The 26890-nt window shown below is 59.2% G+C and carries 25 protein-coding genes and 2 pseudogenes; 9 read left to right on the top strand and 18 right to left on the bottom strand.

Going from position 1 to position 26890, the window contains the following annotated elements; all coding sequences use genetic code 11:
- The first annotated feature begins 320 nt into the window (after window positions 1-320).
- Complete coding sequence (locus ACM6IN_RS10785) at window positions 321-2708, top strand: TonB-dependent receptor plug domain-containing protein (RefSeq protein ID WP_007916091.1); 2388 nt, start codon at window positions 321-323, stop codon at window positions 2706-2708.
- A complete protein-coding gene (locus ACM6IN_RS10790) occupies window positions 2698-4098 on the top strand; it encodes an APC family permease (RefSeq protein WP_414915974.1) in 1401 nt (466 codons plus the stop codon). The genes ACM6IN_RS10785 and ACM6IN_RS10790 overlap by 11 nt, the downstream gene beginning before the upstream one ends.
- Before the next feature lie 125 nt (window positions 4099-4223).
- Here ACM6IN_RS10790 and ACM6IN_RS10795 read toward each other — a convergent pair whose 3' ends face one another.
- The 3 genes from ACM6IN_RS10795 to ACM6IN_RS10805 form a co-directional block, all read right to left on the bottom strand.
- A complete protein-coding gene (locus ACM6IN_RS10795; protein ID WP_038365753.1) occupies window positions 4224-4685 on the bottom strand; it encodes a DUF3574 domain-containing protein in 462 nt (153 codons plus the stop codon).
- Window positions 4686-4793: 108 nt separating this feature from the next.
- Window positions 4794-7178 (bottom strand): DUF3772 domain-containing protein, encoded by a 2385-nt coding sequence (locus ACM6IN_RS10800; RefSeq protein WP_414915975.1) that lies wholly within the window; start codon window positions 7176-7178, stop codon window positions 4794-4796.
- 168 nt (window positions 7179-7346) lie between these two features.
- Window positions 7347-7622: a hypothetical protein gene (locus ACM6IN_RS10805; protein ID WP_414915976.1), complete on the bottom strand. Its 276-nt coding sequence runs from the start codon at window positions 7620-7622 to the stop codon at window positions 7347-7349.
- 215 nt (window positions 7623-7837) lie between these two features.
- Between ACM6IN_RS10805 and ACM6IN_RS10810 the strand changes: the two genes are divergently transcribed.
- The gene (locus ACM6IN_RS10810) at window positions 7838-8584 is read left to right on the top strand and encodes a class I SAM-dependent methyltransferase (protein ID WP_414915977.1); all 747 of its coding nucleotides are present in this window, start codon (window positions 7838-7840) and stop codon (window positions 8582-8584) included.
- Here ACM6IN_RS10810 and ACM6IN_RS10815 read toward each other — a convergent pair.
- Window positions 8544-9311: an AraC family transcriptional regulator gene (locus ACM6IN_RS10815; RefSeq protein ID WP_414915978.1), complete on the bottom strand. Its 768-nt coding sequence runs from the start codon at window positions 9309-9311 to the stop codon at window positions 8544-8546. The genes ACM6IN_RS10810 and ACM6IN_RS10815 overlap by 41 nt on opposite strands.
- 108 nt (window positions 9312-9419) lie before the next feature.
- Between ACM6IN_RS10815 and ACM6IN_RS10820 the strand changes: the two genes are divergently transcribed.
- Window positions 9420-10319: an EamA family transporter gene (locus tag ACM6IN_RS10820; RefSeq protein ID WP_414893633.1), complete on the top strand. Its 900-nt coding sequence runs from the start codon at window positions 9420-9422 to the stop codon at window positions 10317-10319.
- Here ACM6IN_RS10820 and ACM6IN_RS10825 read toward each other — a convergent pair.
- Entirely contained in the window at window positions 10257-10829 is a 573-nt protein-coding gene (locus ACM6IN_RS10825) for a GNAT family N-acetyltransferase (protein ID WP_414915979.1), read from the bottom strand. The two genes, ACM6IN_RS10820 and ACM6IN_RS10825, sit on opposite strands and share 63 nt — an antisense overlap.
- A 394-nt stretch (window positions 10830-11223) precedes the next feature.
- Between ACM6IN_RS10825 and ACM6IN_RS10830 the strand changes: the two genes are divergently transcribed.
- The gene (locus ACM6IN_RS10830; RefSeq protein ID WP_414915980.1) at window positions 11224-12252 is read left to right on the top strand and encodes a hypothetical protein; all 1029 of its coding nucleotides are present in this window, start codon (window positions 11224-11226) and stop codon (window positions 12250-12252) included.
- Between the two features lie 344 nt (window positions 12253-12596).
- Here the strand turns inward: ACM6IN_RS10830 and ACM6IN_RS10835 are convergent, their stop codons facing one another.
- The 3 genes and pseudogenes from ACM6IN_RS10835 to ACM6IN_RS10845 all read right to left on the bottom strand — a co-directional run bounded on the left by ACM6IN_RS10835 (window position 12597) and on the right by ACM6IN_RS10845 (window position 13894).
- On the bottom strand, window positions 12597-12752 hold the full coding sequence (locus ACM6IN_RS10835; RefSeq protein ID WP_077572520.1) for a DUF2986 domain-containing protein: 156 nt from the start codon (window positions 12750-12752) through the stop codon (window positions 12597-12599).
- Window positions 12753-12897: 145 nt separating this feature from the next.
- A pseudogene (locus tag ACM6IN_RS10840) lies at window positions 12898-13242 on the bottom strand (alpha/beta fold hydrolase); the annotation flags it as partial.
- Window positions 13243-13432: 190 nt separating this feature from the next.
- Window positions 13433-13894: a VOC family protein gene (locus ACM6IN_RS10845; protein WP_007916108.1), complete on the bottom strand. Its 462-nt coding sequence runs from the start codon at window positions 13892-13894 to the stop codon at window positions 13433-13435.
- A 126-nt stretch (window positions 13895-14020) separates the two neighbouring features.
- On the opposite strand from ACM6IN_RS10845, the gene ACM6IN_RS10850 reads away from it, so the two are divergent.
- The 3 genes from ACM6IN_RS10850 to ACM6IN_RS10860 all read left to right on the top strand — a co-directional run bounded on the left by ACM6IN_RS10850 (window position 14021) and on the right by ACM6IN_RS10860 (window position 16554).
- Window positions 14021-14488, top strand: a complete 468-nt coding sequence (locus ACM6IN_RS10850; RefSeq protein WP_414916089.1) for an anti-virulence regulator CigR family protein — start codon at window positions 14021-14023, stop codon at window positions 14486-14488.
- Between the two features lie 168 nt (window positions 14489-14656).
- A complete protein-coding gene (locus ACM6IN_RS10855; protein WP_414915981.1) occupies window positions 14657-15631 on the top strand; it encodes a quinone oxidoreductase family protein in 975 nt (324 codons plus the stop codon).
- Window positions 15628-16554, top strand: coding sequence for a LysR family transcriptional regulator (locus ACM6IN_RS10860; RefSeq protein WP_007916112.1), 927 nt, complete (start codon window positions 15628-15630; stop codon window positions 16552-16554). The genes ACM6IN_RS10855 and ACM6IN_RS10860 overlap by 4 nt, the downstream gene beginning before the upstream one ends.
- A gap of 73 nt (window positions 16555-16627) precedes the next feature.
- Here ACM6IN_RS10860 and ACM6IN_RS10865 read toward each other — a convergent pair whose 3' ends face one another.
- The 3 genes and pseudogenes from ACM6IN_RS10865 to ACM6IN_RS10875 form a co-directional block, all read right to left on the bottom strand.
- Complete coding sequence (locus ACM6IN_RS10865) at window positions 16628-18169, bottom strand: class I SAM-dependent methyltransferase (protein ID WP_007916114.1); 1542 nt, start codon at window positions 18167-18169, stop codon at window positions 16628-16630.
- A gap of 58 nt (window positions 18170-18227) precedes the next feature.
- Window positions 18228-18664: pseudogene (locus ACM6IN_RS10870) on the bottom strand (phytanoyl-CoA dioxygenase family protein).
- A 19-nt stretch (window positions 18665-18683) separates the two neighbouring features.
- A complete protein-coding gene (locus tag ACM6IN_RS10875) occupies window positions 18684-19166 on the bottom strand; it encodes a GNAT family N-acetyltransferase (protein ID WP_176472280.1) in 483 nt (160 codons plus the stop codon).
- Between the two features lie 262 nt (window positions 19167-19428).
- Between ACM6IN_RS10875 and panB the strand changes: the two genes are divergently transcribed.
- The gene (gene panB / locus ACM6IN_RS10880) at window positions 19429-20244 is read left to right on the top strand and encodes a 3-methyl-2-oxobutanoate hydroxymethyltransferase (protein WP_414915982.1); all 816 of its coding nucleotides are present in this window, start codon (window positions 19429-19431) and stop codon (window positions 20242-20244) included.
- Here panB and ACM6IN_RS10885 read toward each other — a convergent pair.
- The 7 genes from ACM6IN_RS10885 to ACM6IN_RS10915 form a co-directional block, all read right to left on the bottom strand.
- Complete coding sequence (locus tag ACM6IN_RS10885) at window positions 20232-21641, bottom strand: PLP-dependent aminotransferase family protein (protein WP_414915983.1); 1410 nt, start codon at window positions 21639-21641, stop codon at window positions 20232-20234. The genes panB and ACM6IN_RS10885 overlap by 13 nt on opposite strands.
- A gap of 56 nt (window positions 21642-21697) precedes the next feature.
- On the bottom strand, window positions 21698-22018 hold the full coding sequence (locus ACM6IN_RS10890; RefSeq protein ID WP_123376804.1) for an isochorismate lyase: 321 nt from the start codon (window positions 22016-22018) through the stop codon (window positions 21698-21700).
- Window positions 22019-22063: 45 nt separating this feature from the next.
- Window positions 22064-23152, bottom strand: a complete 1089-nt coding sequence (locus tag ACM6IN_RS10895; RefSeq protein WP_414915984.1) for an NAD(P)/FAD-dependent oxidoreductase — start codon at window positions 23150-23152, stop codon at window positions 22064-22066.
- Between the two features lie 182 nt (window positions 23153-23334).
- A complete protein-coding gene (locus ACM6IN_RS10900; protein WP_007916127.1) occupies window positions 23335-23538 on the bottom strand; it encodes a PLD nuclease N-terminal domain-containing protein in 204 nt (67 codons plus the stop codon).
- A 50-nt stretch (window positions 23539-23588) separates the two neighbouring features.
- Window positions 23589-24509 carry an ABC transporter substrate-binding protein gene (locus ACM6IN_RS10905; protein WP_414915985.1) on the bottom strand — a complete coding sequence of 307 codons (921 nt, stop codon included), beginning with the start codon at window positions 24507-24509 and terminating at the stop codon, window positions 23589-23591.
- On the bottom strand, window positions 24506-24865 hold the full coding sequence (locus ACM6IN_RS10910; protein ID WP_414915986.1) for a (2Fe-2S) ferredoxin domain-containing protein: 360 nt from the start codon (window positions 24863-24865) through the stop codon (window positions 24506-24508). Before ACM6IN_RS10910 ends, ACM6IN_RS10905 begins: the two co-directional genes overlap by 4 nt.
- On the bottom strand, window positions 24865-26802 hold the full coding sequence (locus ACM6IN_RS10915) for a TonB-dependent receptor plug domain-containing protein (protein ID WP_414915987.1): 1938 nt from the start codon (window positions 26800-26802) through the stop codon (window positions 24865-24867). Before ACM6IN_RS10915 ends, ACM6IN_RS10910 begins: the two co-directional genes overlap by 1 nt.
- Window positions 26803-26890 lie beyond the last annotated feature (88 nt).

Raw genomic sequence — 26890 nt, forward strand, 5'->3', positions numbered from 1 at the left:
CTACAGGGAACCGTATTTCAGTCTAAAAATTGTTTTTAGTTGGTTGAAGTGTTGGCTCAGCAACACTTCTGCTGAACTAAGAACAATCCTTTAGAGCGATCTAACCTAAGCGTTATTGGTTCTTTTACGAGTTGCGGCAGCTCGTCTAGCATCGGCTTTCAAGGGGAAACGTCTCACGCTGGGGAAACTGCAACTCACCGTAAACAAGCCTTCACTGCCTTCCAGAAATCCAAAACTACAGCAGACATTGCCGCGCATTGCTTGCCGAACTTTATTGTCGGTAACGGCCGGGTATTAACTGCGATTCAAGGAGCTGTTATATGCATCACCGTTCCCGTTCATTATTGGCGGCTGCTGTCGTGTCCGCCATCTGGCAACTTCCGGCCAACGCAGAAGAAACTTCCGCCAGCGCCGACAGCGAATCGCGACTCGGCACCGTGTTGGTCACCGGCACCCGGGGTACTTCGCGCACCGTGCTCGACTCTCCGGTGCCGGTCGACGTGCTCACCGCCGAAGACCTGAAATCCGCCGGCGCCGCTGATGGTGAACTGGGCGCGGCGTTGCAGACGTTATTGCCATCCTTCAGCCTGCCGCGCCAATCCAACTCCGGTGGCGCCGACCACGTGCGCGCGGCGCAACTGCGTGGCATGAGCCCGGATCAGGTGCTGGTACTGGTCAACGGCAAGCGTCGCCATACGTCAGCGGTGGTCAACGACTCGTCGAAGATCGGGCGCGGTACCGCACCCGTGGATTTCAACTCGATCCCGCTCAGCGCGATCAAACGCATCGAAGTGCTGCGCGACGGCGCCGGTGCGCAGTACGGCTCCGACGCGATTGCCGGGGTAATCAATATCATCCTGGATGACGCGCCGGAAGGCGGCGAGGTGTCTACCAGTTATGGCGCCTATCACACCCATCAGGACGCCATCGACAAGACCACCACCGACGGCCAGAACAGCGTGACCACGGCGAAGATCGGCACGCGCCTGGGCGAAGAGGGCGGGTTTATCCGCGGCGGCACCGAATACAAAGATCGCAATCCGACCAACCGCTCCGGTTTCGACGGTTTTGCCGACAGCCCCGGTCAGCGCAACTATGTGATGGGCGACGGCGTTGCGCGTGACGTCAACCTCTGGTTCAACAGTGAACTGCCGCTGGCCGGCGGCAAAGCCTACAGCTTCGGCACCTATAACCAGCGCCATACCACCGGCGCTGAGTTCTATCGTTATCCGTATGAACAGCCGCAGTTCTACCCCAACGGCTACTTGCCGCAATCGCTCGGTGACAACAAAGACGTCTCCGCCACCGCCGGGTTCAAAGGCCTGCTCGGTGACGAGTGGGACTTCGACAGCAGCGTTACCCACGGCCGCAACCGCTTCGATGGCTCGACCCGGCGCACGCTTAACGTCAGTCTCGGCGAAGACTCGCCGACGAAGTTCGACACCGGCGATTACGAGCTGCGCCAGACCACCACCAACCTCGACTTCAGCCGCGAACTGCGCCTCGGCGAGCGCTCCTTTGTATTGGCGGTGGGCGGTGAATACCGCTACGAAAATTACCTGACCTACGCCGGTGACGAGGCCTCGTATATCGGCTCCGGAGCGGACGGCGCCAATGGCCTGCGCCCGAGCGAAGAGTCGGATCTGGATCGCAACGTGTTCGGTACTTACGTCGAGTTGTCCGGCGATCTCACCGAGCGCTTCTTCGTCGACGCCGCCACCCGCTGGGAGCATTACGACGATGCCGGCAGCAAACTGACCGGCAAGCTCAGTGGTCGCTACAAACTCACCGAGCAATGGGCCCTGCGCGGTGCGGTGTCGAACAACTTCCGCGCGCCGTCGCTGGCCCAAAGCGGCTTCCAGAACACCACCAGCAACTTCGGCGATGGCGGCACGCTGACCGACATCCGCGTGCTCTCGGTCAACGACCCGATCGCCCGCGCACTCGGCGCCGAGAAGCTCGATCCGGAAACCTCGAAGAACTTCAGCCTCGGCCTGACCTTTCAGTTGAATGAACGCTTCGATGCATCCCTGGACGTGTTCCGCATCGACGTCAAAGACCGCATCACCCTGTCGCAACGCATTGGCAGCGATGCCCTGGAAAACTACATCAACGACAACTTCGGCGTTGCTGGCGTGCACGACGTCAACTTCTTCACCAACGCCGCCGACACCAGCACCCACGGCGCCGAACTGGTGCTCAACTACCATCAGCCGTTCTACGAAGGGCAATTGGGCCTGACCACCGCGTACACCTACAACCACACCAAAGTCACCAGCACCAAAGGCACGCCGTCGCAATTGACGGCGTTGGGCATCGGCAACGACGCCCTCGTTGGCGTTGAAGAAACCAACACCCTGACTGATGCTGCGCCGAAGGATCGCTTCATCTTTTCCGCCAACTGGGCCAGTGAACACTGGGGCTTGCTCGGTCGCTTGACGCGCCAGGGCGAGACCACCCGGGTGTTCGATTTCGGCGACTCGCAGCCCGAGCAAACCTATGGCGCGGTGTGGCAACTGGACGCCGAAGTGGCTTACAAATTTACGCCGAAATTCAACATTGCCGTAGGCGGCAATAACCTCACCGACAACTACCCGGAACGTTCCGGTTCGGCGATCAACTACGGCGGCAACCTGCCGTACGACGTGCTCTCGCCAATCGGCACCAACGGCGCCTACTACTACGCCCGCGCTACCTATGGTTTCTGACGCGGGGCCGGGGCGGCATCTGCCGGTTTTTCACGCGTTGCTGATCACGCTGGGCATGGTGATCACCACCGACATCCTGAAAACCGCGCCGACCGTGGCGCTCAATGTCGGACCGCAATATTTCTATCTGGTGTGGGTGCTGGGTGGCGTCGCATCAATGATCGGCGCGCTGTGTTTTGCCGAGATGGCCACAGCGTTTCCGCACCCGGGTGGTGACTATCATTTTCTGCGCACGGCGTATGGCGAGCGTATGGGATTCTTGTTCGCCTGGTCGCGGTTTTCGGTGATGCACACCGGGTGGATAGCGTTGTCGGCGTTCATGTTTGCCGATTACGTCGATGCGGTGGTGCCGTTGGGACAGTACGGTTCGGGGCTGTTTGCCGGGGCGGTGATTGCCGCGTTGGTGCTGCTTAATCTCACTGGCAAGCACGTTGGTTTTATTACCCAGACCTTGTTGGTGGGGCTGTTGGCGCTGGGCTTTTTGAGCATCGCCAGTGCCGGTGTTTTTTTGGCCTGGCAAGGCATCGAACCACCTGCGCCGAGTGTCCCGCCCATTGCGCAAGACACTGGCATGGCCGGCTTCTCGGCGGCGATGATTTTTGTCTTTCTGGCGTTCGGCGGCTGGAGCGACGCGGCGACGTTGTCGGCAGAAGTGCGTGATGGCCGGCGGGGGATTTTCATTGCCATGCTCGGTGCGCTGAGCGTGTTGATGGCGATCTATCTCGGGTTGAACTGGGCGTTTGTCGAGGGCCTGGGATTCGCAGGGTTGGCTGCCAGCAATGCTCCGGCCGTAGAGTTATTGAACCGCGCATTCGGTGCGCCGGGTGTCATGCTGATTTTGCTGATGGTCGGCATCGCCGCGATAGCGACCATCAACTCGACCTTGCTGGTCGGGGCGCGTACCACCTACGCTGCCGCGCGCGACGTGCCGCAACTGCGCAGTTTCGGTGCTTGGGACGATCGGCATGGTGTGCCGCGCAAAGCGTTGCTGGCGGAAGGTGCGGTGGCGTTGCTGCTGGTGCTGTTTGGCAGTTTTACCCAGAGCGGTTTCAACACCATGGTTGAGTACCTGACTCCGGTGTATTGGTTGTTTTTGAGTTTGAGCAGCGTGGCGCTGATTATTCTGCGGGGGCGTTTTCCCGAGGTGGCGAGGCCGGTCAAGGTGCCGTTGTATCCGCTGTTGCCGTTGCTGTTCTTCGGGTTGTGCCTGTACATGCTGTATTCCAGCGTGACGGTGGTGGGGGTTGGGGCGTTTTTTGGGATTGGAGTGTTGCTGGTTGGTGCCGTGCTATTGGCCGGGTTGAGCCGTTTAAAAGCGATCCCTCACCCCAGCCCTCTCCCGGAGGGAGAGGGGGCCGACCGAGGTGTCTTGCGTGATACATCGACCTGACAGACTGAGTCGATTATGGATTCAGTGAAGCACGTTCAGGTCGGCGTACTTCTTCAATATCCCCGGATCGGTTCCCTCTCCCTTTGGGCGGTCCGACGTTTCGGGAGGGCTAGGGTGAGGGGCTTCTAGAAGGACACCTCCGCCGGCTGCGACAACCGCAGCACCGACAAGTCCCCCGTAATACGCTTGTAAGCCAGACGAATCGCTTCGATGTTGGCCACATTCTTCGCGCTGTTCTCATGCAAGATCACAATCACCTTGGTGCTCAAACGCTCAGGTTCTTTCGCGCCCTTATCCCGCCACTGCCCATAAGCATCGAACACACTGAAACCATCAGGAAACCGCGACGTGACTTCCTGATCAAGAAACTCACGCCAGCGCGCCGTGCTCACCGCACCTTCCTTGCCATCAATTGAACCCACCGAAAAGTACAACTCGGTGCGAATCCACTGCGCCTGTGCCGGCCGCGAGGCATCGCCTTGCAGGGTCGAGCTGGCGGGATCATGGGTGTGAACGGACGCAGGAGGAGGGCTGGCACAACCGGCGACGGCCAGGAACAAGGCCGCCAGTAAGAGACGTTGAGGCATGGAACATCCTTATTGATCGTTAGGTGAACCGCTCGAGTATAAGGTTGCGGTTTACCGGCCAATAAAGACCTAAAAAGCAGGCTGATAGGCGCTTCGGGAATAACCCGCTTACGTCGTCGCCGGCGGTTTCGCCAAGGCAATTTCCGCCGCCCCCAAACGCTTGAGAATCTCGAACAGCAAATCACTTTTGGTCACCCCGACAATCCTCGGGCTGCCGACATAACCGGTCACCGTCAAGGTAATCCCGTCCGGCGACAACTTGCTGAAGCGCACGAACGGTGCCGGTTTATCGAGGATGGTTTCGTTCTCTCGATAGGTGTTGAGCAACAGGTCCTTGACCTCTTCAGGATCGATGTCCAGCGGGAACACCAACTCCAGCGATGCCACGCCTTGCGCGCTGCCGCCCAGGGTCACGTTGCGCAGGTTCTGCGAGATCAATTGCGAGTTGGGCACGATGACGATCGAGCGGTCGCTGAGCTGGATTTCCGTGGCGCGCACGTTGATGCGGCGGATGTCGCCTTCCACACCACTGATGCTGATCAAGTCGCCGACTTTCACCGGTCGTTCAGTCAACAGAATCAGGCCCGAGACGAAGTTCTTGACGATCTCCTGCAGACCAAAGCCGATACCCACCGACAGCGCACTGACGATCCACGCCAGATTGGTCCACTGCACGCCCAGTGACGACAGCGTCAGCAGAATCACGAACGCGTAACCGATGTTGGAAAACAGCGTGCTCAGCGAGGCGCACATGCCCGGGTCCATGTCGGTCTTGGGCAGAAACTCGTTGTCGAGCCAGCGGCGCAGGGCGCGGATCAGCCAGATGCCGATCATCAGCGCCAGGACGGCATTGAGCAGGTGGCCGGGAACGATGTTCAGCTTGCGCAGCCCGGCGCCGCCGAGGATCGCCATGATGTTGCTCGCCAGTTGCCCGAGCGTGGTGCCGATGCCGCCGACAAACAGGGCGATGACCGCCAGCAACAGCAGCGCTGCCCGACTGAAACCCGACAGCAGAATCTCGATCTGATCAAGCCGTCGATCACCAATGCCGAGCAGCTGTTTGAGCGCCTTACCGCTCGCATGGCGGGGTGAAAACACATGCTCACAGACGTCCTTGACCAGTTGAATCAGCAGGTAGAAACCCGACAGGACAATGTACGCCCACACCAGCTCATAACTGATGAACCGTGCCAGTGATACGTAGCCGGTGAGCAGGGCAATCGCCGAGACAAACATCGAGATGCTCGCGATGGTGTAAATCACCCCGGCAAATGTGCTGTTGGCCGCCGAGGCATCATTGGCCGCGACCAGTGCCTTGCGCACTTTGCCGACGCGCAACAGCAGGACCGTCACGATCGCCAGCACGACGATCGAAATGACCCCGCGCCCGGCGATCACGATCTGGCTGCTCATGCCCGTGGCATTGCTGACCTGCACCAGCGTCACCAGCACCAGTAACGTGCAGGACAGAATGCGTGGGTAGGGTTTGAGCGCCAATGCCACTTGATCGGCAATCGCTGGCAGGCGCCACGAGGGATGCTCGGTCGATAGCAACGCACGGCTCAATCCGGTGAGCAGCACGCAGGCATAGACGACTTTTTCGAACTCTTCGGAGAAGGTTTCCAGCACCGGCGGCAAAGGTTGGTGGCGGGTGCAGGCATAGAACAGCAATTGCAAAGCAATCGCGGTGGTGGCGATGGTTGCCAGCGCCGAGGCGAATGCCAGCGCACTGCGACGCAGGCGACCCTCGGGCATGCGGTAAATGCACACCCAGGTCAGACCGCGTTCGGCCAGTCTGCGGCCGAATGTCCAGATGATCAGCGCCAACGCCATCAACAGACTGGTGTAGAAACGTTCCCCTGGTGCCCACACGGTGGCCCAGGTGTCGCGCACCTGCGCGACGAAAAAGCGTAAACGCTGACGGTCGTCGTCACTCGGGCTCACCAGCGGCGACCAGAAACTCGGGCTCAGCACGCTGTCAGTGCCCAGCGTCAGCTCACTTTCAAGCAGTGTGCGACGGATGCCGGCGATCTGCGTAATCAGATCCGCCGCGCTCTGTTTCAGCGCCGCCAGGCTCTTCAATGTGCCGTCGACCTTGCTCTTCTGCTCGGCCAGCGACGCTCGTTGCGCGACGATGTCTGCTTGCTCAGCTGCCAGATCGGCATCCGGCGCCGCCCCCAGCACCCCCAACTGCACCGCCAGTTGCGCCTGCTGAGGCAACAACGCCGCCGATAACCGATCGACATCCAGAATAAACGCCTGCACCCGATCCTGCGGTCCTTCGAGCTGGTTGTAATTGTTCGCTGCGGAAATCTGTTGTTTGAGGCCATCGAGGCGTTGTTGCAAGGCCTGCAGATCGCTTTGCGAAATCACCGGCAATGGCGCAGCCGCGGTGGTTACCGGCGCCGGCAAGTCGGCTGCCCATAGCGTCGGACTACCGCCAACCAGCAGCATGAATACGACAAAAAACAACGACTTCAATGTGTTGCGCATGGGTGCGGCGGCTCGAATTGATCACACAGTCTATGAGGTTAGGTGATCAAGCCGATCGGGGAGGAAAAGTTTCGGGCAGAGCAGGGCAGGTGCGCAGCGCGTCCAGACGAAAAAAGCCCGACGGGTGAGGTCGGGCCTTTCTTCGGTGACTGCGCTGAAACGCTGCATTCAGACGGCGCGGCGTTCGAGCAAACGGTCTGAACCGCCTTCGGCTACTGCGTCGCTGAACAGCGGGTCGGTTTCGGTGGCGGCGGCTACCGCGTCGCTGAACAGCGGGTCAGTCTGAGTAGCGTCGGCCACTGCATCGCTGAACAGCGGATCAGTCTGGGTCGCGGCGGCTACTGCGTCGCTGAACAGTGGATCAGTCTGGGTGGCAGGTTCAGCGGCAAAAGCATTCAGGGCAAAGAGCGAGAAAGCGATGCTGAGAAGGGCTTGGCGTTTCATGAGTGTGTGCTCCGTGGGGTAGTGGTGAGGTCTGGAGCCGATCTTACGCCGCGAACCTGATAAGAGAACTTCATTGAATCAATGGTTGTTATTGATGCGGTTAATGATCAGCGTTGATGTCGCATTCCAGAGAGGAATGCGGGGCATAAAATTAATGAATTTTTCTTATGTGATTTCTCGGCGTAGTTTCTTCTGAAACAGAAAGGAGTCTCGTCGTGCACCCAACATCAGCAGAAAAATTCGACACCTCCCGCGCCAGCGAATATGCCCGACAAAGCCGCATCGCCCTGGCCGGCTACGACGCCTGTCACGATCTGGCGGCCTGCATGTTGGCCGCCAGTCTCGGTTCGCGCCCGGCCAACATACTGGTGGTCGGCGCGGGCGGTACGGCACAGGAAATCATTGCGATGGCGGCGCTGGAACCGCAGTGGCGCTTCATCGCGGTCGATCCTTCCGCGCCGATGCTTGAAGCCGCCGTGCAGCATTTGGAGGCCAACGACTTGCTGCATCGGACGCAGGTTCATCTCGGGCATGTCGAGGACTTGCCGGCCGATGCGCAATTCGACGCGGCGACGTTGATCGGCGTGCTCCATCATCTGAACGGTGATGACCTCAAACGCCAGATCCTGCAATCGATTCAGGCGCGTCTCAAACCGGGTGCGCCGCTGATTGTCGCGGGCAACCATTACGCCTATGCCAGTCAGCCGTTATTGCTGGAAGCGTGGGGGCAGCGCTGGCGCCAGCAGGGTGCGAGCGCGGAGGAGGTCAAGGCCAAACTGGGCAAGATTTTGCAAGGCGCCGATCCGCCGCATTCCGAGGCGGCGGTTCAGGCGCTGTTGCATGAGGCGGGATTTGGCGAAGCGACGCGGTTCTTCAGCAGTTTGTTCTGGGGCGCGTGGCTGACGTGTAAAACGGACGCCTCTAAAAGTAGCGACTCGGCACTTCCCCCAACACTTGCTTGAACACCGTCGCAAACGCACTGGAGCTGCTGTATCCCAAGTCCATCGCGACTTGTGTGACCGACTGACCTTTGCCCAGCATGACAATCGCTGCCAGCAGACAGGCTTGTTGCCGCCATTCGATATAGCTGACCCCGGTGTGCAGGCGAAAATGGCGGGTAAAGGTGCGTCGGCTCATGCCCGCACGTTGCGCCATTTCGTCGATTCCGATTTCCAGCGAAGGTTGCTCCAGAAACGCGCGACACACCGTCGCCAGCCGTGGCTCCGCCGGCAACGGCGCATTGAGCGAGAGCGCGGGCATGCTGGCGATTTCATGCAGCAGCAAGCCCATCAAATGGCCGTCATGGCCTTGGGTGGAATAGCGCGCGGGCACATCGATAGCTTTCAACAGCAGATGACGCAGCAACGGCGACACGTCCAGCACCTGGCATTGCTCCGATAGTCCGAGGCGCTGCGCCGCTTGCTGGCGGATATAGGTGTTGTGCAGTGTGACAGGCCCACGCATTTGCATGGCGTGGCGCAGTCGTGCGGGAACCCAGATGCCGCGCTGCGGCGGTACGACCCAGTTGCCGTCGTCGGTGAACACGGTGATGACGCCGCTGGCGGCATAGGCGAACTGGCCGCGCTGATGATCGTGCAGCGGGAACAGCGTCCCGTCCGCGTAATCAACGGCGGTGACGACGGCATCGCGTGGGGTGTTCTGGTAAGGATGGCGGCTCATTTCTCGCATGGCCCGATTCTAATGAAAGTTGGCCTGTGACTGAAAGCAGGCCAGGCCTATTGCCGGCATATTTCTCTGCGCCCGAGTACTTCCGCTCGGCACCGGGAAAGATTGACCATGCAAAAGAAACATCTGCTACTCGCCGTTCTGGTGACGGCGGTTTGGGGATTGAACTTCCCCGTGACCAAACTCGGCCTTGCCGCTATCGATCCGTTATTGCTGACCGCGCTGCGTTTCACGCTGGCCGCATTGCCCTGGGTGTTTTTCGTCGAGCGTCCACGCGTGGCGTTCCGCTGGCTGGCCGCCTACGGCTTGATCTTCGGCGTGGCGATGTGGGCGTTGATCAACCTCGGTATCGCCTGGGGCGTGCCTCCCGGAACGGCATCGTTGCTGATCCAGTTCAGTGCATTTTTCACCTTGGGCTGGGGCGTGGTTTTTTTCGGCGAACGTCTGGGGCGGTTGCAATGCCTTGGCACGTTGTTGGCCGCTGCCGGCCTGATGGGCATCGTACTGAGTCGCCCCGGCGACGCATCGACAGCAGGTTTGGCACTGGTCATTGGCAGCGCCCTGGCGTGGAGCATTGGCAACGTCGTGATCAAGGTCTCGAAGGTGCGTGAGATTTTCGCGTTTGTGGTATGGGCGAGTTTGTTTCCCCCCATCCCGCTCATGCTGCTGACATGGCTGCTGCATGGCACCGCACCGTTCACTGCACTGGCGTCGCAGCTCAATGCGATGACGCTGTTTTCGCTCGCGTTTCAGGTCTATGCCGCGACGCACTTCAGTTACTGGGGATGGAACCTGCTGTTGCGCGAATACCCGATGTCGCGAGTGGCACCGTTGTCGCTGTTGATCCCTGTGTTTGGAATCTTCAGCTCGATGGCGATCTTCGGTCAGTATCCCAGCCTCTTTGACTGGCTTTCGATCTCGCTGGTGTTACTGGCAATCCCTTTGGGATCAGGGCACGTGCACGCAATGTTGCTGCGCCTTCGGGTTCGCCAGCCACTGTGCCCTGGATAACCCGTAGCACTTGCACAGGGCAGGTGCCCCGGAAAGGTTCAATTCGGCGTCATATAAGTGCCCGGCGCCGATTTTCAACAGCGCTTTTTGCGAACGAAGGTTGGCGGGGCCGATGTGGAAATAGACGGTGTCGTAGACCTTGAAGGCATGTTCCAGCATCAATCGCTTCAACTCACGATTGGCATCGCCACCCCATTTCTCCCGCACCAGAAAGGTGTAGCCGATGGCGATACTCTCAGGTTGATCAGGCGGGGTGTAGTAGCTGGACATTCCGACGATCTGCGCAGTTTCGATATCAATGACGGCGAGTGCTTTGCGGGTGGCCAACCGCGCGGCGAAGTACGCTTCAAACACTTGCCGTTCGTAGCGATCGCTGGCGGGGTGGCCGGTCCAGATGAGCGGGTCACTGGCCGCCAGAAACAGTGTTTCAAAATCACTGGCGATCAACGCCCTGAGCTTCAGCGTGCTTCCATAAAGAGCGGGTTGGCAGTCGAAGTCGCCTGCAGGCATGGTTTGCGTTCCTGGCCGAATTGGGAAGTGCGGCCAGTTTAGGGCGGGAACAGGTGATGGAAAGATCCAATTCGATGGGTATTCAAGGAGCCAACGGTCTGCGGATTTCGCAGGGTAAGTGGGTGCATCCCCTGAAGTGGTGTCGGAGTTGGTTGTGGATCTGCTGTTTTGAAGGATGTGCGCGCATTTAGCGTTGGCCTGTGGGTCGATAGCGTTCATGGCTGAATGGATGATGTCGGCCAATGTCGGCCCTGCAATGATCCTGTAAACCTAGAGGGTTCGGAACGTCAGCCGGCAGCAGGGATGGCAGCCTGCTACGCTCAAGTGACCTTGCTAAGGGGTACTGCTTTTTCACACAAAATTCGGACTTGGGTTGATGGCCAGGAGGCGTTCAGTGAAAGTTAAAAACCTCTTTATTATAAGTGTCGAAGCGGATGCACAAATAAAAGGCAGTGCTCGAGGGTTTCTGTACAAGTACATGCTCAACAACAATGCGGAGAATATATTCGTTTACGAATTCAACGCTGAGACAGCCATCGCCACGCTTCAAACTTCGGCTAAAAAAGAAGACGGAGGCGGCTGGGTATTGATATCGAGTCCTGCGCCAGAGAGCAACGATGAAGAAGCCGAGAGTGATGAGTACATCAACCCGTTCACCACGTTCGCAAAAGAAAATCTAACCGGCGTGAATGAAAACCAGGCAGCCTCCGCGAAGCAGTACAGGCTGTCTCACCAAAATGGCGCAATCATCGCGTGTCATGCGTCCTCTATGTCGTTGTGTAACATCGAGCCAGAATTGTTCGCCCAGAATCTTATTGTTTGTACAAAAAAACCAGGGAATGAGGTAAATGGGATTTTCCCCGTGTTTGACAAGATTGTTTTTAATGCATGCAATGCCGCAAAAATATTTGAGAAAGCAGCGGAAGTGAAGCAAAACACCAATTTCTGGACGAGCGATAAGAAAAAAATAGGCAATGGCAAAAAAGCGCAAGAGATAAACGTTGCGCGCTTTAAACAAAATGGCGTAGATGAAACCGGTGAGTTGACCTTAAGTGCCCATCTACAAGAAATCGAATTGCGCCAAAACTTTTTTAATCCTGTATTCAGGTTCCTCAATATTTACGGACGCTATTTCAATAAGAACATCATCGTTGCCGGCTATGATCAAGCGTTAACGGCAGCGGACCTGAGTAAACAGTTAGTCGATAACGGCAAGTTGACGGCGCTTGAAAAGCTCAAAGTAAGCGGGCGAAAAATGCTTTTGGAAAATGCGTCGACGAAACCGCTAGGCTGGGTAGGAGGTAACGGGGTCGCCCCCAAGCATAAGTTTTTTTACAAATTCACCGCCGCCGAGGGCAATGTCAACAACGCTACGATCGTCCCCGTTGAATGGTCTGAATGGACGGATCAAAAAACGGGCTGAGCTTGGAGTCAATGCCCGCTTCTTTGCGAGGATTGGCCATCAATCTCGGCAATCTGCCAATGGCAGGTGATCTGTTCCCCTGTAGACAAGCCCGATCAGGTACGCCACTGCTCGACCAGCGGCACCAGCGCAATGATGATAATGATGCCCCCAGAAGCGCGACTGAGCTAACGCGCCGCAACAGGGCGCGCGCGAAGCACGACTTGTAATCGACGCTGTTCATGAAACGGGTGGTGCAGGATCGGCTGTTGCCGTTGTAGCTGCGCATCTTGGACCGGTTGTCGCACGTGCGAGATACAAAGACTTCGCCGCACGAGTGTGCTCCTTGATGCTGAGAACTGGTTTCAGCTTTCGCTGGTTTCGACCGGCTCTGCGGCTTCAGCTTCCAATTTCGCCCGATCAGCCTTGCTGATGTATTTAGGCTTTTTCGGCGCCAGTTTAGCGCTGGCCTTTTTGGCCTTTTCCTTGAACAACTGCTTGAGTTTCTTTTGGCGATTCATGTGTTCTACCCGGTCTGCAAGTTTGAATATCGGTTAGCGAAGGGCGTAAACGTGCGCATCAATGGACGAGCCACAAGATATGCACGTTGCCCTCGAAAAGGGGCGAATCCTGACGTAAGCCTCGGGCCAAGGCAATGCCAATTCCTCACATGGCGATAAAGTCACGTACAGCCTTGATGGTCGGCGCGGGGGCTTCTTCCATCAACCAATGTCCTGCCGCCGGAATCACCACCTCGGTGACGTTGTCCGCAGTATTACGCATGACGATCGCTTCGTTGTTGCCGAAGGACTTTTCACCGCCCACGGCCAGCACCGGCATGCTCAAGTGTTTCTGCAGGACCGGAGCGTTGTCGAGGGCGTCCTGACGAATGCTGCGGAACTGCGCGAACGCCGCGTGCATGGCGCCGGGACGGGCGTAGAGCTTGGCGTAATGCTGGCGGGTGCCTTCATCGACTTTGGCCGGGTTGCCGGCGAACTCGTTCCACGCACGTGCATGGTGGCACCTTCGACTTTGATGTCCTGAGTGTGGAAGGTCGGCGGGAAGGGGACGACCTCGGCAAAAGCCTGGACACTCAGGGTCAAAAGGGCGAGGGCGGCCAGTAGCGGGCGGTTATGGCGAAGTCTCCAGGCGTGGGGGCGATGGAGACAGCGTAGACGTATCGATCAGGGCCGGCGGAGTTTCATCCAGAAGCGAACGCCGCCTCGATAAACGCCCCCAGCGCCTGCTCTTCAAGAATCTCGATAGAGAAATGTCCGAAGCGTTTCGGCAGCCAGATGATGCGCGTTCCGGACGGCGATTGCAGGTTTTCGCGAGTCAGTGGTTGGCCGTTTTCGTCTTCCGGCTGAACACCGCTGGCGAGCAGTTCGTCGTAAGCCAACTCGATATCCGGGGTCGTGTAGCAATGGCGGTAAATCATGCCTTCACCCACTGTATCCAACAGCTCCTTGAGATTCCCCGCCAGCGGCTGGACCAGCATGAAGCGTTCCTGACCGATCAATGCGACGGCATAGCGCACGTGCAGGCCCCCGCGATTCCAGATCTGCGTTGTGGAGATCCGCGCTTGCAGTATCTGCGCGTAGTAGGCACAAGCTTGTTCAAGGTCTTTGACCAGTACGTCGATGTGGCTGAACTTCAAGTCCATGAAATAGCTCCTGTCAGGCCGTGTTGATGGGCTTGGCTGTAATCGACGACCGGCCAGCTGGAATAAACTAAGCTGATGTGTAACGTCAAGATGACACAGGAGCATCCCCCCATGAAGGCGCGCCGCATGATCAAGTCACGTACGTGGATTGCAACGATTTCTTCGCTGGCCTTGGTTTTCAGTTCGGCGATGGCATTGGCTGACCCCGGTAATGGAAAGGGCCAGGGCAATGGCAAGGGCAATTCGCAGAATGTGCAGGGCCACGGCAACCAGAAAGGTAACGGCAACAAGGGCAACAACGCTGGCGGTGACTGGAATGATGGACCAAGCATCAATCGCGGCAATGTGCTCGGAATTGTCGGAGGCTATCGCGACTACTGGAGCCCGGGCCCCTCGCTGCCACCGGGCATTCAAAAGAATCTTGCACGCGGCAAGCCATTGCCGCCCGGTATCGCGAAAAAGCTCGATGGACGTCTGCTCGGTCATTTGCCGCATTACGATGGCTACGAATGGCAGCAGGCGGGCACGGACCTGATCCTCGTCGCGCTGGCAACCGGCCTGATTTATGAGGTGCTGAACGGGGCATTTGATTAAGCGTTATCGCGCCGCTGATGTCGCAGATGGCCAAGGTTGAAGTGTGGCTGCATTGCTGCAAGGCACGCAGCAATGATCTGCAAATGGAGGGTCTTGTTCGTCCGCTCATCGGTTATCAGACTGGAATCAACTGACGTTGAAGCAGCTTCCAGATAAGGAGAGATGACGATGGTTTCTGTGATCCGGTTTGAGCAGTTTGGCAATCACGACGTACTGCAAATACAGGCAACCGACAAGCAAGCGCCGGGGCACGGTGAGGTTTGGCTTGAGCAAGAAGCGGTAGGGGTCAACTTTCTTGATGTGACCCAACGCAAAGGCGCGGTCGCGGTTGCGTTGCCTTCCGGCTTGGGACTGGAAGGCGCGGGGCGGGTGGCCGCAGTGGGCACAGGTGTCAGTAACATCGTTGTGGGTGATCGCGTGGCTTACGCCACCGGGCCATTGGGGGCTTATGCCTCGGCGCGGCTTTTCCCGGCAGAGCGGCTGGTCAGAATTCCTGATGCCTTGTCTTGCGATGAGGCAGCGGCGGTGATGTTCAAGGGCATCACCGCGCAGTATTTATTGAAATCCACCTATCCCGTAGGGCCGGGCACCACCCTGTTGCTTTACGGGGTGGCGGGCGGTTTGGGGGCGATCATGGCGTCATGGGCAAGGCATCTGGGCGCGACGGTGATCGGTGTCGTTTCGAAACAGGCCAGTGTCGAAAAGGCCCGGGCGTCGGGTTGTAACGAGGTGCTGGTGTTCGACGCCGAGACCCTGGCAGCGGACGTCGCACGACTCACCGATGGGCAGAAGGTCGATGTGGTGTATGACCCGATCGGGCGGGTGTCTTTTCAGGCGTCACTGGACAGCTTGCGCCCGCGTGGTTTGATGGTGTCGTTCGGCGCCTCATCCGGTGCGCCGGCAGCCGTGGAACTGGCGACACTCAACAGCAAGGGTTCGCTGTTTTTGACCCGTCCCTCACTGGCTGCGCACACTGCGACGGCTGCTGAGTATCAGGCGCGTGCGCAGGATGTTCTGGCCGGTGTCGCAGCCGGTATCATCCAGCCACATATCTGGGCGAGCTATCCATTGGCCGATGCCGCACTGGCGCATGCCGACCTGGAAACGGGCCGATCTTCTGGGGCGATTATTCTGAAACCATGAATCTTGATGTCTTGAGCAATCAACACGGCGATGAGATCGCTGCATTCCTGGCCGTCGCCTCGCAAGGTTCCTTTGTCGCGGCGGGTCGGCTGCTGCAACGCCATCCGACGATTATCTCCAAGCGCCTTGCCGCGATGGAGAAGCGTCTGGGCGTTCGCCTTGTCGAGCGCTCGACCCGTCAGGTCCGCATTACCGAGGCCGGCGCCCAATTGGAGCAGCGTCTGCGTTCGGCCGTCGAACTGATGAACGACGCCCAGCAGCAAGCGGCGCAGGGGGCCGGCGAACTTCGCGGCACGTTGCGTCTCGCATTGCCGGCCGCCATGGGCCGACTCTGGCTGGGGCCGATGTTGCCGGAGTTTCTCAAAGCTCATCCGCAAGTTTCGATTATTGCCGACTACAGCGAGGGGTTGGTCGACATCATCGAGCAGGGGTTTGACGCCGCCATTCGTATCGGCGAGCTGGAGGATAATCGGCTGATCGCGACGAAGCTCAGCAACCACCGGCGGATTCTGTGCGCCTCGCCAGCCTATCTCCAGATGCATGGCGTGCCTGCAACACCTGAGGATTTGCTTCAACACAACTGTCTGCGCTTCAGCGGGTTGGCGTCTTTTCCGCTGTGGCGCCTTCATCGTGGCCATGAGCTGCAAACCGTTAGCGTCAAAGGCAACCTGACGGCCAGCGACAGCGAGTCGCTGCTGGCCGCTGCCCGGGCGGATGCCGGCATCTTGGGCGCGGGCGATTGGTTGATGAGTCGCGATATCGCCGCCGGAAAGCTGATTCATGTCCTGCCTGACTGGCAACTGGATAGCGCGGGAGGTGTGTATCTGGTCAGACCCTCGGCGCGGTTTCCGACGGCGGTGGTCGTCGCGTTCAAGCAATGGCTCGAAGCGATGTTCGCGCCCGCGCCACCGTGGGCTTTTTGATGGCTGGCAGTGGTCTGCAGATGGCGCGAGTGACAGCAGATTTGCCTGCAACACTGCGCGCCATCCACCTCGATCAAACGATTTTCAAAGCACTCAGCACGATCAGTGATTGCTCGGCAAAAGCCTGGGCCTGTTCGGTCAGTGCGGCGATGTTGGCTTCGGCGGTGGTCAGCGTTTTGCCGTCCTTGACCAGCACTTCGTTTTGTTCGGCAATGACGCTCCACGCCAGTTGTGCCCACTCTGCCGGGTGCTGTTTGCCCTGGCGGATTGCAATCAGGAACAGTTGCTGGAAGCGGCTGACCGTGACGCCACCCCCGGTGACCGGGCTGCTCAGCACTTGAATGTCGGCGTTGAACAGCGCGCGCTTGCACAGTTGCAGGTTGAACGCAGCGCAGCGTTCGTACACCCGCGCCTCGGCGGCTTCGCTCTGGCAAGGGGCTACCGCGCCCATGCTGACCAGGATGGCGATGGCCTGTTCCAGATCGTCGTAGGCCATTGGCGACACCGCATCGAGCAACTGCTGCATCGTTTTGGCTTCATACATCTGGTCCGCGAGGGCATTGAGGAGCGGACGGTAAATTTCCGCTTGCAGCGTCGCTGCGCCAGCGGGGCCGGTGACGCTGGAGGCTACGTTTTCTGTCGGCTGCATCAACACAAATCGCGTATTGAGCATGCGCGAGCGGCGCTCGGTCGCGCTGAGTCGGTTGGCACCGCGCACGTACAGGTCGCGACGGAAAGCCTGGTTGACGAAGTAGTCACGCGCCTGCTCGCGCATCACCGGGTGTTCGATACCGTCGAGAAAGGCCAAGCCTTCGGCGCTCAGGTTGAGTGCGTCAACCGAATCCATCGGCACCGCCGTCGTGACGTAATCGAGCTTGGCCGGGGCCAGTGCATCAACCATGTCAGCGAAATACATGCAGTTCCAGTCGCGATTGAAATATTCATGGGCGACGTACTGACGGTCCTGGCCTTTGATGGTTTGCAGCCTGGCCCCCAAGTGCGGCGCGGCAATGGCGTATTTGGGGTTGGCCGCCAGCAGCGCTTCGGAAAACTGCAACGCGGCATCGATGCGCTGATCCGCTCGCGTCGAGTGACTGGCAAAGCGGTCGTGCAGGCTGAACAATTGGCGCAACGGCGCAGCAGGCGACCAGCCCGGGAATGCGTTGTAGCTGACGTAGAGATGACCACCCGGTTTGAGGTGGCGTCGGGCGAATTCTACAATCAGCTTCTGGTTGTCACGGCTGACCCAGGTCCAGATGCCATGCAGGCTGATGCTGTCGAATTGCGGCAAATCATGGCGCGCCAGCAGTTGCTCGAAGCTGTCGTCGTACAGCCGCGCACCGTTATTGCCAAGCGCCGCGAGTTCAATCGCATGGGCCGCCTGACCGGGGTGGAAGTCCGTACCGACGAAGCCGGCCGGGTTGGCCGTGGCGTGAATATTGATTGACACACCCTGACCAAAACCGAGTTCGCAGTGATAACCGTCGGGGTTGTCCAGACCGGCAAAGCCGCGCAACAACAGGCAGTAACGCTGGAATACCGGATTGATTTCCCGGCTATAGCTGTAGGTGTAGCCTTCGTCCGTGAAATAACCTTCGTTCCAGGCGTTGCTCATGGGTGCAGCCTCTTGAATCGTCATTGAAAGTGGCTTTATACGTGATGGACTCGCGCCATTAAAACCTCTCGGTGTCCACCAGGATGTTGTCGGCAGGATCGAACCATTCGATAGGGTCCATGTGGATATTTCGCAGGGCCACGGTTTGCCGGTGAGATACGTACAGCGGCTCGGCCCAACAATTGATCAGCATCGAGCGGCGGCGCGCGCCCGAAAGATTCCGGCTGCCGGCATGCAGCAGGTCGACATCGAACACCAGAATGTCGCCCGCACGGCCCGTGAGCTGGACGGATCGCGTCTCATCATGGACGTCAGCGGGCGGTGCTCCGGACACGGCAGCGAATGGCGCCAGTCCTGACCCCGGGGCACGGGCCAGCGATCCGACGGCAGTACACCCGCATCAAACGCCTGGCGCAGGTCGTCCAGCCACTCGGCGGGTATGGCGCGACGGAGCAGGGCAAAACCCTGCTGATGAAGCTGTTCACGGTTATTCATGATCGGACGTGTTCGCTCCTCACAAACGCACGCCCATCTCCAGGGCGCGGGTCTCGAAGCCAAACTCGGCATACATGCGCACCGCACGCTCGTTGAACGGCCAGACCGTCAGGCGCAAGTCTTGAGCATTTTGCTCGATAGCCCAGTCTTTCACCCGTTGAATCAGCGTGCGGCCAATGCCTTTGCCCCAAAACGGCTCGGCCACACAGACTGACCCGATGCGAACCACGTTCTGCGGCTGCATCAGCGGGCCGGAACTGGCGGACACGGTGGCCGTAATGAACGCCACGGGGCGCTCAGCGGCGCTGGCGATATAGACGATCTGGCCAGGCTTTTCGAATACCCCGGCCCAGTGCGGCAAGTCGCGGGCAAAATCTTCGGTCGCGGCGGCGTAGATATCGGGGCGGGCGGCGTGGTGTACCGAGTTGAGCAATTGGCCCAGCTCGCTCATTGCCAGCGCATCGGCGGCAGTGGCTGTGCGGTAGGTGATGATTTCTTCCATGATGAAAATTGCTCCTTGGGTGTGTTTATAAGTTCGCATCCTGCGGTAAACGGCGAAATAAAGCATCCGGGATCCTGCTGCATTTCAACGAAGCAGGGTGCACCTGGGTCGCTTTTTCAGGCCAATCTGTGCATTGAATGTTTCGGCATTAAACGAATAATCGAGTGCTCGAATCTTTTGGAGTTGGGCACTGTATGGAAGCGTTACGCATTCAATCTGGCGACATTTATCGTTCATGGACGGCAGCCTCGGAGCGTCGCCCATGAGCCTGCATACCCGCACCAAACGCCTGACTGTACCGCAATTGGTGGCCATGAAAGGCCAACAGAAAATCGTCTCGCTCACGGCCTATTCCAGCGCGATTGCCAAACTGATCGACCCCATCGTCGACTTCATTCTGGTCGGTGATTCCACAGCCATGGTCGGTTACGGCCGCCCCTCGACACTGAGCATGCAGCTCGAAGAAATCATCGGTCACACGCGGGCGGTGGCCGATAGCACGCGCCTGGCCTGTGTGGTGGCCGACATGCCGTTCGGCAGTTATCAGGAATCCCATGAACAGGCCTTTCGCAATTGCGCTCAGGTGTTGGCGCGCACCGGTTGTGATGCGGTGAAGCTGGAAACCAACAAGGCCTTGGCGCCGACGGTCGAGTTTCTGGTGGCGCGCGGGATTCCGGTCATGGCCCATGTCGGGTTGATGCCGCAGTTCGTCAATGTCATGGGCGGTTTCAAGGCCCAGGGCCTGACGGCTGAAACCGCTGCGGTGATTGCCGAAGACGCCCGCGCCAATCTCGACGCGGGCGCCTTCAGCCTGTTGCTCGAAGGTGTGGCGGAGGGCGTGGCGCGGCAGATTACGCTGGAGTCGAAAATGCCCACCATCGGCATCGGCGCTTCACCGGCCTGCGACGGGCAGGTGCTGGTCACCGAAGATGTACTCGGCCTGGGCGGTGAACATCTGCCGCGCTTCGTCAAACGCTACGCCGATGTCGGTGCGTTGATCAGCGAGGCTTGTGCGCAGTTTGCTGACGATGTGCGCCACGGCCGGTTTCCTGAAGCGCAGCATTGCTATGGACTGTAGACGCGGTTTTCTTCAGTGATCGCCAGCGCCAGTCGTTGCACCGCGTGGCCAATGTTCTTGTCCCAATCGAGGCTGTAGCTCAGGCGCAGGTGCTGGTTCCAGGCGCCTTGCTGGCTGAAGATTTCGCCGGGGGCGATGACGATCCGCTCGGCCAGCAGGCGCTCGAACACCCGTTGCATGTTGATCGGCCGCACAGCCTTGAGCCAGAAACTCGCACCGCCTTGCGGGGCGAGCACCTGCCAGTGGTCGCTACCGTGCACTTCCAGCAAGGTCTGCAGCTGTTGCATGCGCTTGACCAACAGAGCGCGCAGCATAGTCAGGTGCTGGTCAATGCGCCTGGAGTTGTAGAGTCTGGCAATCGCTTTCTGCCGCATCGGCGAGAGGCGAAATCCACGTTGCATAAACAGTCGATGAAACTGCGCTGCATGCTGGCGACACAGCACGTAGCCGTACGGCGCTTCGCCGCCAATAATCTTGTCGAATGTCGAGAACACCAGCAGCTTGTCCGGATCGGCAAAGTCCCGATAACGCGTAGCTGACTTGGAGAAACTCAACTCGCCCCACGTGTCGTTTTCGAACAGCCAGATTGCCCGCTCGGCCAGCCAGCGACAGATCTGCTGTTTATCCTGCGCGGGCATCAACTGGCCCTGAGGAATATTCACCGTGGAGGAGAGCACCGCCAAGCGTATCGGTTCGCGCGTGAGTAACGCCTTCAATGCAGGCAGGTTGAAGCGGCCGTCATCGCCGAAGGGCATTTCGACAACGCGGATATTGGCCGCCTGCAACTGGCGCAGAATCGCCCACGAGCAGGGCGATTCCACCAGCGCCACAGTGCCACCGAGATTCAAGGCACTGAGCGACAACTCCAGCACACTGCGCAGGTCCGCGCCGATATATACCTGCTCGGCCTGCCAGTGGTTGTGAGTGGAACGGGTGTAGCGTTCAGCCAGGGCCGCGCGCAATTCCGGCTCGCCGAGGGGCTGATAGAGCGGCGCGTGCGAGCGCGGGTATTGGCGGGTCAGTTCGCGCTCCATCGTCAACAATGGGCCTTGCAGCGACAGCAGCATCGCCGGCGCATCGCTGCTCAGGGCCAGCATGCCGGGCTGACGGGCGCTGGCGAAGACGTGATCCAGAAGATTGCCAGAGTTGGCCGTCACAGGTGCCGACGATATTGACCGGGTGAAATAGCCGAACCTGGCTTTGGCGTGGATTCTGCCTTCGTCCTCGAGCAGTGCGTAGGCGTATTTGGTCGTCGATACTGAAACGCCGAGGCGCAATGCCAGTTGTCGCAGTGACGGCAATTTTTGCTCACCCATGCCACTGGCGGCCTCGATCAATCCGACGAGGTAGTGGTAGACCTCCTGATAGGCGAACGCGGTGTCCTTGGGGGGCGTCAATGCTGTTCTCCTTGATTGTCAGCTTAGGGAGCAAACGGAAGACTGCGCCAAGGCAGTCAACTGTCCGTCGGCGCCGCCGCCCAGTGCTTCATCTCTTCAGCAATGAAGTGATTGACCAGGTCGCTGTACATTTTCTCAATGGCATCTGCATTCAAACCTTCGTTTTCGGCCCAGTCGCGACGGGTTGCCAACATCGCCTGAAAACGCTCCTGTGCCCGCACTGAGGCCGCCGAGGTCTTGAACTTCGAGGCAGCGAGTACGTACTGAAAGCGCTTGCCCAGCAGTTTGATCACCGCTTGATCGAGTCGGTCGATTTCACTTCGAATATCTTGCATGTCCGCACAGTCGGCGGGTTGTAACGTGTTGATGACGTCCATGTGCGTCTGTGCCTCTCGAATTGTTGTTGATCGTGCGGCGGGTTTTCAGCGGGTAAGCGCAGCGTTTTTTGTCACTTTGCCGGAGTTCTGAAAAAAACGCTCTGGGCGGCACGGTGCAAGGGCCGCAGATGACTGGCGATCCAGCAGCTCTTCACTGGCGAGGCGCCCGACGATTGCCGCCAGCGTCACTCCGGGATGCATCGCGCAAACGTAAACTCCGCCGACACCGGGCAGGTAACCGACAACGGGGATGCCGTCAGCGGGCATGGGCCGGAACCCGACGGCGGCGGTTTGCGGCTCGATGGAAACCACTCCTTGAAGTTCATTTTGTATGCCTTCGGCGGTTCGCCAGGCAAGGTCTGTCGGCGAGTTGCCCGGCGCCTCGCCCAGATAATCTTCAGCGGCCAGCAACGTGCCGTCGGCACTTTGTCGAATTTCCATTTCGGGGCTGGAGATGATGCCTTTGACGAGGCCCGGTTGGGTCTTGTAGCGGATGAAAATGGCGGGGGAGGCGTCGAGGGGCAGGGAGACGTTGAGCATCTGCGTTAACTGTTGGGTGCCGGTCCCCGCAGCAAGCACGACAAGGTCGGCATCGATCGCGCCCGTTGTGGTTTCAACACCGGTGACATCGGCGTTGCAGGTTTTGAAACCAGTCACGCGGGTTTGCGTGAGCAATTGCGCCCCTAGCGCCCGGGCGCCGGCAATCAGGGCGTGGGTGGTTTGCACGGCGTCGAGTGCGCCTTCTTCCGCGCGATACAACGCGCAGGGTGGGGGATTTTTCAGGTTGGGCTCGCGAGCAAGCACCTCGGCCGACGATAACAATGTCGCCGACGCCGGATACTCTGCTGATTCGTTGTACGACAAAGCCCCGGTCCAGCGAATCTGCAAATCCGGCAGCTCGGTTTCGAGTCGTCGGTATGCTTCTATGGCCATACCGCGCAACTGCGCAATCGGATCAGCGCCGGCGTGCGAGGCATTGATCCAGGCGAAAGAGTTTGCCGTGACGCCGCTCGCGATCTCGTCAGCCTCGATCAGCGTGACGTGCGCTCCTTTGCCAGACAGGTGATACGCAAGGGAGGCGCCGACGATGCCCGCACCGACCACCACAATTCGCCCATGTGTTGTCTGTTTCATTTCAACATTCCCTGTTGTCGATCGGCTGATCCTGCAGCAGGGAGACGCGGCGAGCAACCAGAAAAAAGCCCGGCCAAAGCCGGGCTCGTCCGCTGGCAACGGCTTAAGCAGGCATATCTCCGGCGGGCATTTGGAATGTCAGTCCGTGACGGATGCTCAGTCGCTATGGATCAAGGGTCAGATTACGACGCCGAATGCTGACTGACATGTTTTGGCCCCGCTAACGCCCAGGCAATCAACCCGAACAACGGCACAAACACGATCAGCACGATCCACACACCTTTATTGCTCGCTTTCCCCTCGCTCTTGCGCACCCGATTGATGGCCCAGAGTTCAATCAGCAGAAGAACTGCCGCCAGTACGATCCACACGGTTTCGATTTGCATTGGCTACCTCCTGATGGTCTGTTCGTTAGGTGGCGTGGGGGGCGGCGGGTTCATTTATTTTTCTTCAGTGCGTTGAGCTGCCGCGCCAGTTGCAAGGCTACGCGGCCGCTGTTGAAAGTCGGCAGCAGGTGGGTGAAAGGGATTTCGATGATCCGGTTTTCGCGCACCGCGCGCAGTTGCGACAACACCGGGTCGTGGGTCAACAGATAGCGTTTGCGACGGGCGGGTGACCATTCGGCGTCGGCCAGCAGAATCACGTCCGGGTCGCTGGCCAGCAGGGTTTCGCTGTTGACGGTCACTCGATAGAGGTTGATGTCGGCAAAGACATTGCGTGCCCCGGCAGCGGCCAACAGCGGGGTGACAAACCCCCGCCGACCTTCGCTGTCGAGGCCTTTGACTTCGCTGTCGAGATAGAACACCGACAGCGATTTACCCGCACCGGCCAGGGCTCGGGCACTGGCGAGGTCGGCGTCCATGGCCGCACTCAATTGCCGCGCCTGTGGCTGTTTGTGCAGCAGCCTGCCCAAGGTCAGCAAGTCATTGCGCACATGCGCGAAGTAATCCAGCGAATGCCCGTTGCAGGCCGACTCCAATAGATAAGAACCGACGCCATTGCGCGCCAGACCCGAGCGTGAAGTCACACCGTCGCCGAATGCCGTGGCGAACCCGCCAATCACCAGATCAGGTTTCTGTGCGTAAAGCACTTCGCTGGCCGGGTATTGCCGCGCGATCACCGGCACACCGAAATACGCGGCTGGCCGCTGACCGGCATCGGTGTCATCCAGATACGCCACGCCAACCAGCGCTGGCCCGGCACCCAGCGCCAGGACGAGATCCGCCGCATGCTGATTGAGCGCGACGACGCGCGAAGGCGCAGCGGCGTTCCAGTCCTCGCCGCAATTACTGAAGCTGTCGGCGAGTGTCGGCATTGAACAGAGCAGGGCGCCAAGCGCTAACAGGATCGATTTCATCCCTGCGCCTTGACCAGCAAATCCGCGACCGCTTCACCGCCCACCAAATGCCCCTCGACCAGCCGCTGCACCTCTTCATGGCTGTGCACGCCATACCAGCAACGTTCCGGGTACACCGTCACAATCGGCCCCAGATTGCACGGAAACTGGCAGTGCGTGCGCGTCAGGAGGACGCCGCCCGGCGTCTCGATGCGATCGTGCGCCAGCAAATGCCGGCGCAGGGTTTTCCATAACTGCAAGGCGCCGCGCTGGGTGCAGCGCGGGCCGGTGCAGAGGAACACATGGCGCGCATGCTCGGGCACATGCGACCAGTCCGGGTGCGTATCGACGCCGTCGACGGTTTTGATTTCACTCATCAGAAGCGGTACGTGTAGCGTACTTCGGAGGTGAACGGCCGGCCGAGGTTGTCGACGTTGCTCGAACGGCTGGTGACGTAGTCGCGGTCGAAGAGGTTTTCCACCAGCAGACTCACCCGGTGTTGGTGGGCGTTGTCGAGGTAGCGATAAGCGTCGGCGTCGACCACCGAATAATTGCCGTATTCGACTTGCTTCGAGCTTTTGATATCGCGGATGTAACGGATCGCACCGCCAACACCCCACAGGCGATTTTCCGATTCATAACCCACCCGCGAACGGACGAAGAAGCTCGGGATGTCGTTGATGGTTACACCGGTGCGCGACTCGGTGAGGTTGCGGGTCATGTCCGCTTGCAAACTCCACTGATCGTTGAGCGCCAGTTTCGCGTCCGCCTCGAAACCGCGCATCTGGATCGTGCCTTCACCGTTGACCCACTGAATGTCATCGAGGGTGATCAGGTCGTCAATCTTGCGTTTGAACAGGGTCACGCTGGCGCTGAATTCGCGATCCAGCAGCAGGCCCTTGTAGTCGACACCCAGCTCCGTATTGCGGCTTTTTTCCGGTTTCAGGTTGCGGTTACCGATCTCGTCGCCCGGCTCGTTGACGAACAGTTGCTCGGCGTTCGGCAGTTTGTAGGCGCTGCCGTATTGACCGCGCACCGACCAGTTGTCGTTGAGGTCATACAGCGAAGTGAGCATGCCGACCGTGGCGCTGTCGCCACCGCTCATGGCCTCGTGACGCACGCCGATGCTCGGATGCCAGTCGGGCAGGGCGTCGATCTGCGGGCGCAGTTGCGTGTAGAACGCATGGGCTTCGGCCTTGTCGTTGTCGATGATCAGCACGTCGTCCTGGCCCTTGAACCACTGGTTGTCGCTGCCGAACACCAGCACATGGCCGCCGGGCAATTCAGCCTTGCCTTCGGCCTGCACACCCCAGTCGGTGAAGCCCCAATAATCGTTGTGATTAATGACCTTGGTGCCGCCGCCATTGACGTTGTTGACCCGGGTGTAGCGCGTGTCCCAATCGTTGATATGGCCTTTGACGAAGTAGCTCAGGCGTTCGTTGAGGGTTTGCTCGAAGGTCGCCGTAGCGATTTGCTGCACGCGGTCGTTGGTGGTTTTGTGGTTGTCCACAGGGCGGGCGAAGTCGAGATTGGCGTCGGCGTATTGGTAGAACAGTTCCAGCCGCGAATCATCGCCAAATGACTGAATCGCCTTGCCGCCGAAGGTGGTGACTTCGTAGGCACGGTTCTTCCCAGAATCGTTTTTCATGTCGCGGTTGCGATACGGCTGATAGCCGTCGGAGACGTTGTGACTGACGTACGCCAGCAAACCCAGGTCGCCGAATCCGTTAGTGAAGATATTCTCGACCCGCGCATCCTCGGTGGTACCGCCAAAGCTGTCCACGCCCAGATTCACTTCGCCGGCGGCTTTGCGCGACTGCGGGCTGCGGGTGACGATGTTGATCACGCCGGATACGGCTTGGGTGCCGAACAACAGGCTCTGGCCCCCTTTGAGTACTTCGATGCGTTCGATGGCGTTGGCCGGCAGGGTGTCGAGATAGAGGCCGCCGTACAGGCGATTGTTCAGGCGCACGCCGTCGAGCAGGATCAGCGTATCGTCGTTGCGCCCACCGAGCAGCGAATAAGTGCCGTAGTCGAAGGGACCGTTTTTCGGCGCCACGTACAGGCCGGGAATGAACATCTGCATGACGCGGCTGACATCGGCACTGGGGCCGGCGCGCTCGATCTGTTCGCGGCTGACGATCTCGACCTTGCTGCCGAACTTCGCCATGTCGGCGACCGTGGTCGACTCCACCGACGGTGCGGAAACGATTTGCTGATTGAGTTGCAGTGGCGCGTCATCCGCTAGCAACAGAGGACTGCAAAGGCAGCCGAACAAGAGGCTTGGAGCCGAGGTGTAGAAAGGTCGAATCATTGTCTTCTCGAAAAGGATCTTCGCAGAAGAGCATGCAAGAGAAGGCATCGCGCACAGCCAATACCGGCCCATGCCCGCCCACCGCAGG

Source organism: Pseudomonas sp. IT-P395 (assembly GCF_949767675.1).
GTDB lineage: Bacteria > Pseudomonadota > Gammaproteobacteria > Pseudomonadales > Pseudomonadaceae > Aquipseudomonas.

Excerpts from the sequence above, each read along its gene's own strand:
- ACM6IN_RS10785 (WP_007916091.1), top strand. The coding sequence starts at position 321 with ATGCATCACCGTTCCCGTTCATTATTGGCGGCTGCTGTCGTGTCCGCC.
- ACM6IN_RS10790 (WP_414915974.1), top strand. The coding sequence starts at position 2,698 with ATGGTTTCTGACGCGGGGCCGGGGCGGCATCTGCCGGTTTTTCACGCG.
- ACM6IN_RS10795 (WP_038365753.1), bottom strand. The coding sequence starts at position 4,685 with ATGCCTCAACGTCTCTTACTGGCGGCCTTGTTCCTGGCCGTCGCCGGT.
- ACM6IN_RS10800 (WP_414915975.1), bottom strand. The coding sequence starts at position 7,178 with ATGCGCAACACATTGAAGTCGTTGTTTTTTGTCGTATTCATGCTGCTG.
- ACM6IN_RS10805 (WP_414915976.1), bottom strand. The coding sequence starts at position 7,622 with ATGAAACGCCAAGCCCTTCTCAGCATCGCTTTCTCGCTCTTTGCCCTG.
- ACM6IN_RS10815 (WP_414915978.1), bottom strand. The coding sequence starts at position 9,311 with ATGCGAGAAATGAGCCGCCATCCTTACCAGAACACCCCACGCGATGCC.
- ACM6IN_RS10820 (WP_414893633.1), top strand. The coding sequence starts at position 9,420 with ATGCAAAAGAAACATCTGCTACTCGCCGTTCTGGTGACGGCGGTTTGG.
- ACM6IN_RS10825 (WP_414915979.1), bottom strand. The coding sequence starts at position 10,829 with ATGCCTGCAGGCGACTTCGACTGCCAACCCGCTCTTTATGGAAGCACG.
- ACM6IN_RS10835 (WP_077572520.1), bottom strand. The coding sequence starts at position 12,752 with ATGAATCGCCAAAAGAAACTCAAGCAGTTGTTCAAGGAAAAGGCCAAA.
- ACM6IN_RS10845 (WP_007916108.1), bottom strand. The coding sequence starts at position 13,894 with ATGGACTTGAAGTTCAGCCACATCGACGTACTGGTCAAAGACCTTGAA.
- ACM6IN_RS10850 (WP_414916089.1), top strand. The coding sequence starts at position 14,021 with ATGATCAAGTCACGTACGTGGATTGCAACGATTTCTTCGCTGGCCTTG.
- ACM6IN_RS10855 (WP_414915981.1), top strand. The coding sequence starts at position 14,657 with ATGGTTTCTGTGATCCGGTTTGAGCAGTTTGGCAATCACGACGTACTG.
- ACM6IN_RS10860 (WP_007916112.1), top strand. The coding sequence starts at position 15,628 with ATGAATCTTGATGTCTTGAGCAATCAACACGGCGATGAGATCGCTGCA.
- ACM6IN_RS10865 (WP_007916114.1), bottom strand. The coding sequence starts at position 18,169 with ATGAGCAACGCCTGGAACGAAGGTTATTTCACGGACGAAGGCTACACC.
- ACM6IN_RS10875 (WP_176472280.1), bottom strand. The coding sequence starts at position 19,166 with ATGGAAGAAATCATCACCTACCGCACAGCCACTGCCGCCGATGCGCTG.
- panB (WP_414915982.1), top strand. The coding sequence starts at position 19,429 with ATGAGCCTGCATACCCGCACCAAACGCCTGACTGTACCGCAATTGGTG.
- ACM6IN_RS10890 (WP_123376804.1), bottom strand. The coding sequence starts at position 22,018 with ATGGACGTCATCAACACGTTACAACCCGCCGACTGTGCGGACATGCAA.
- ACM6IN_RS10895 (WP_414915984.1), bottom strand. The coding sequence starts at position 23,152 with ATGAAACAGACAACACATGGGCGAATTGTGGTGGTCGGTGCGGGCATC.
- ACM6IN_RS10900 (WP_007916127.1), bottom strand. The coding sequence starts at position 23,538 with ATGCAAATCGAAACCGTGTGGATCGTACTGGCGGCAGTTCTTCTGCTG.
- ACM6IN_RS10905 (WP_414915985.1), bottom strand. The coding sequence starts at position 24,509 with ATGAAATCGATCCTGTTAGCGCTTGGCGCCCTGCTCTGTTCAATGCCG.
- ACM6IN_RS10910 (WP_414915986.1), bottom strand. The coding sequence starts at position 24,865 with ATGAGTGAAATCAAAACCGTCGACGGCGTCGATACGCACCCGGACTGG.
- ACM6IN_RS10915 (WP_414915987.1), bottom strand. The coding sequence starts at position 26,802 with ATGATTCGACCTTTCTACACCTCGGCTCCAAGCCTCTTGTTCGGCTGC.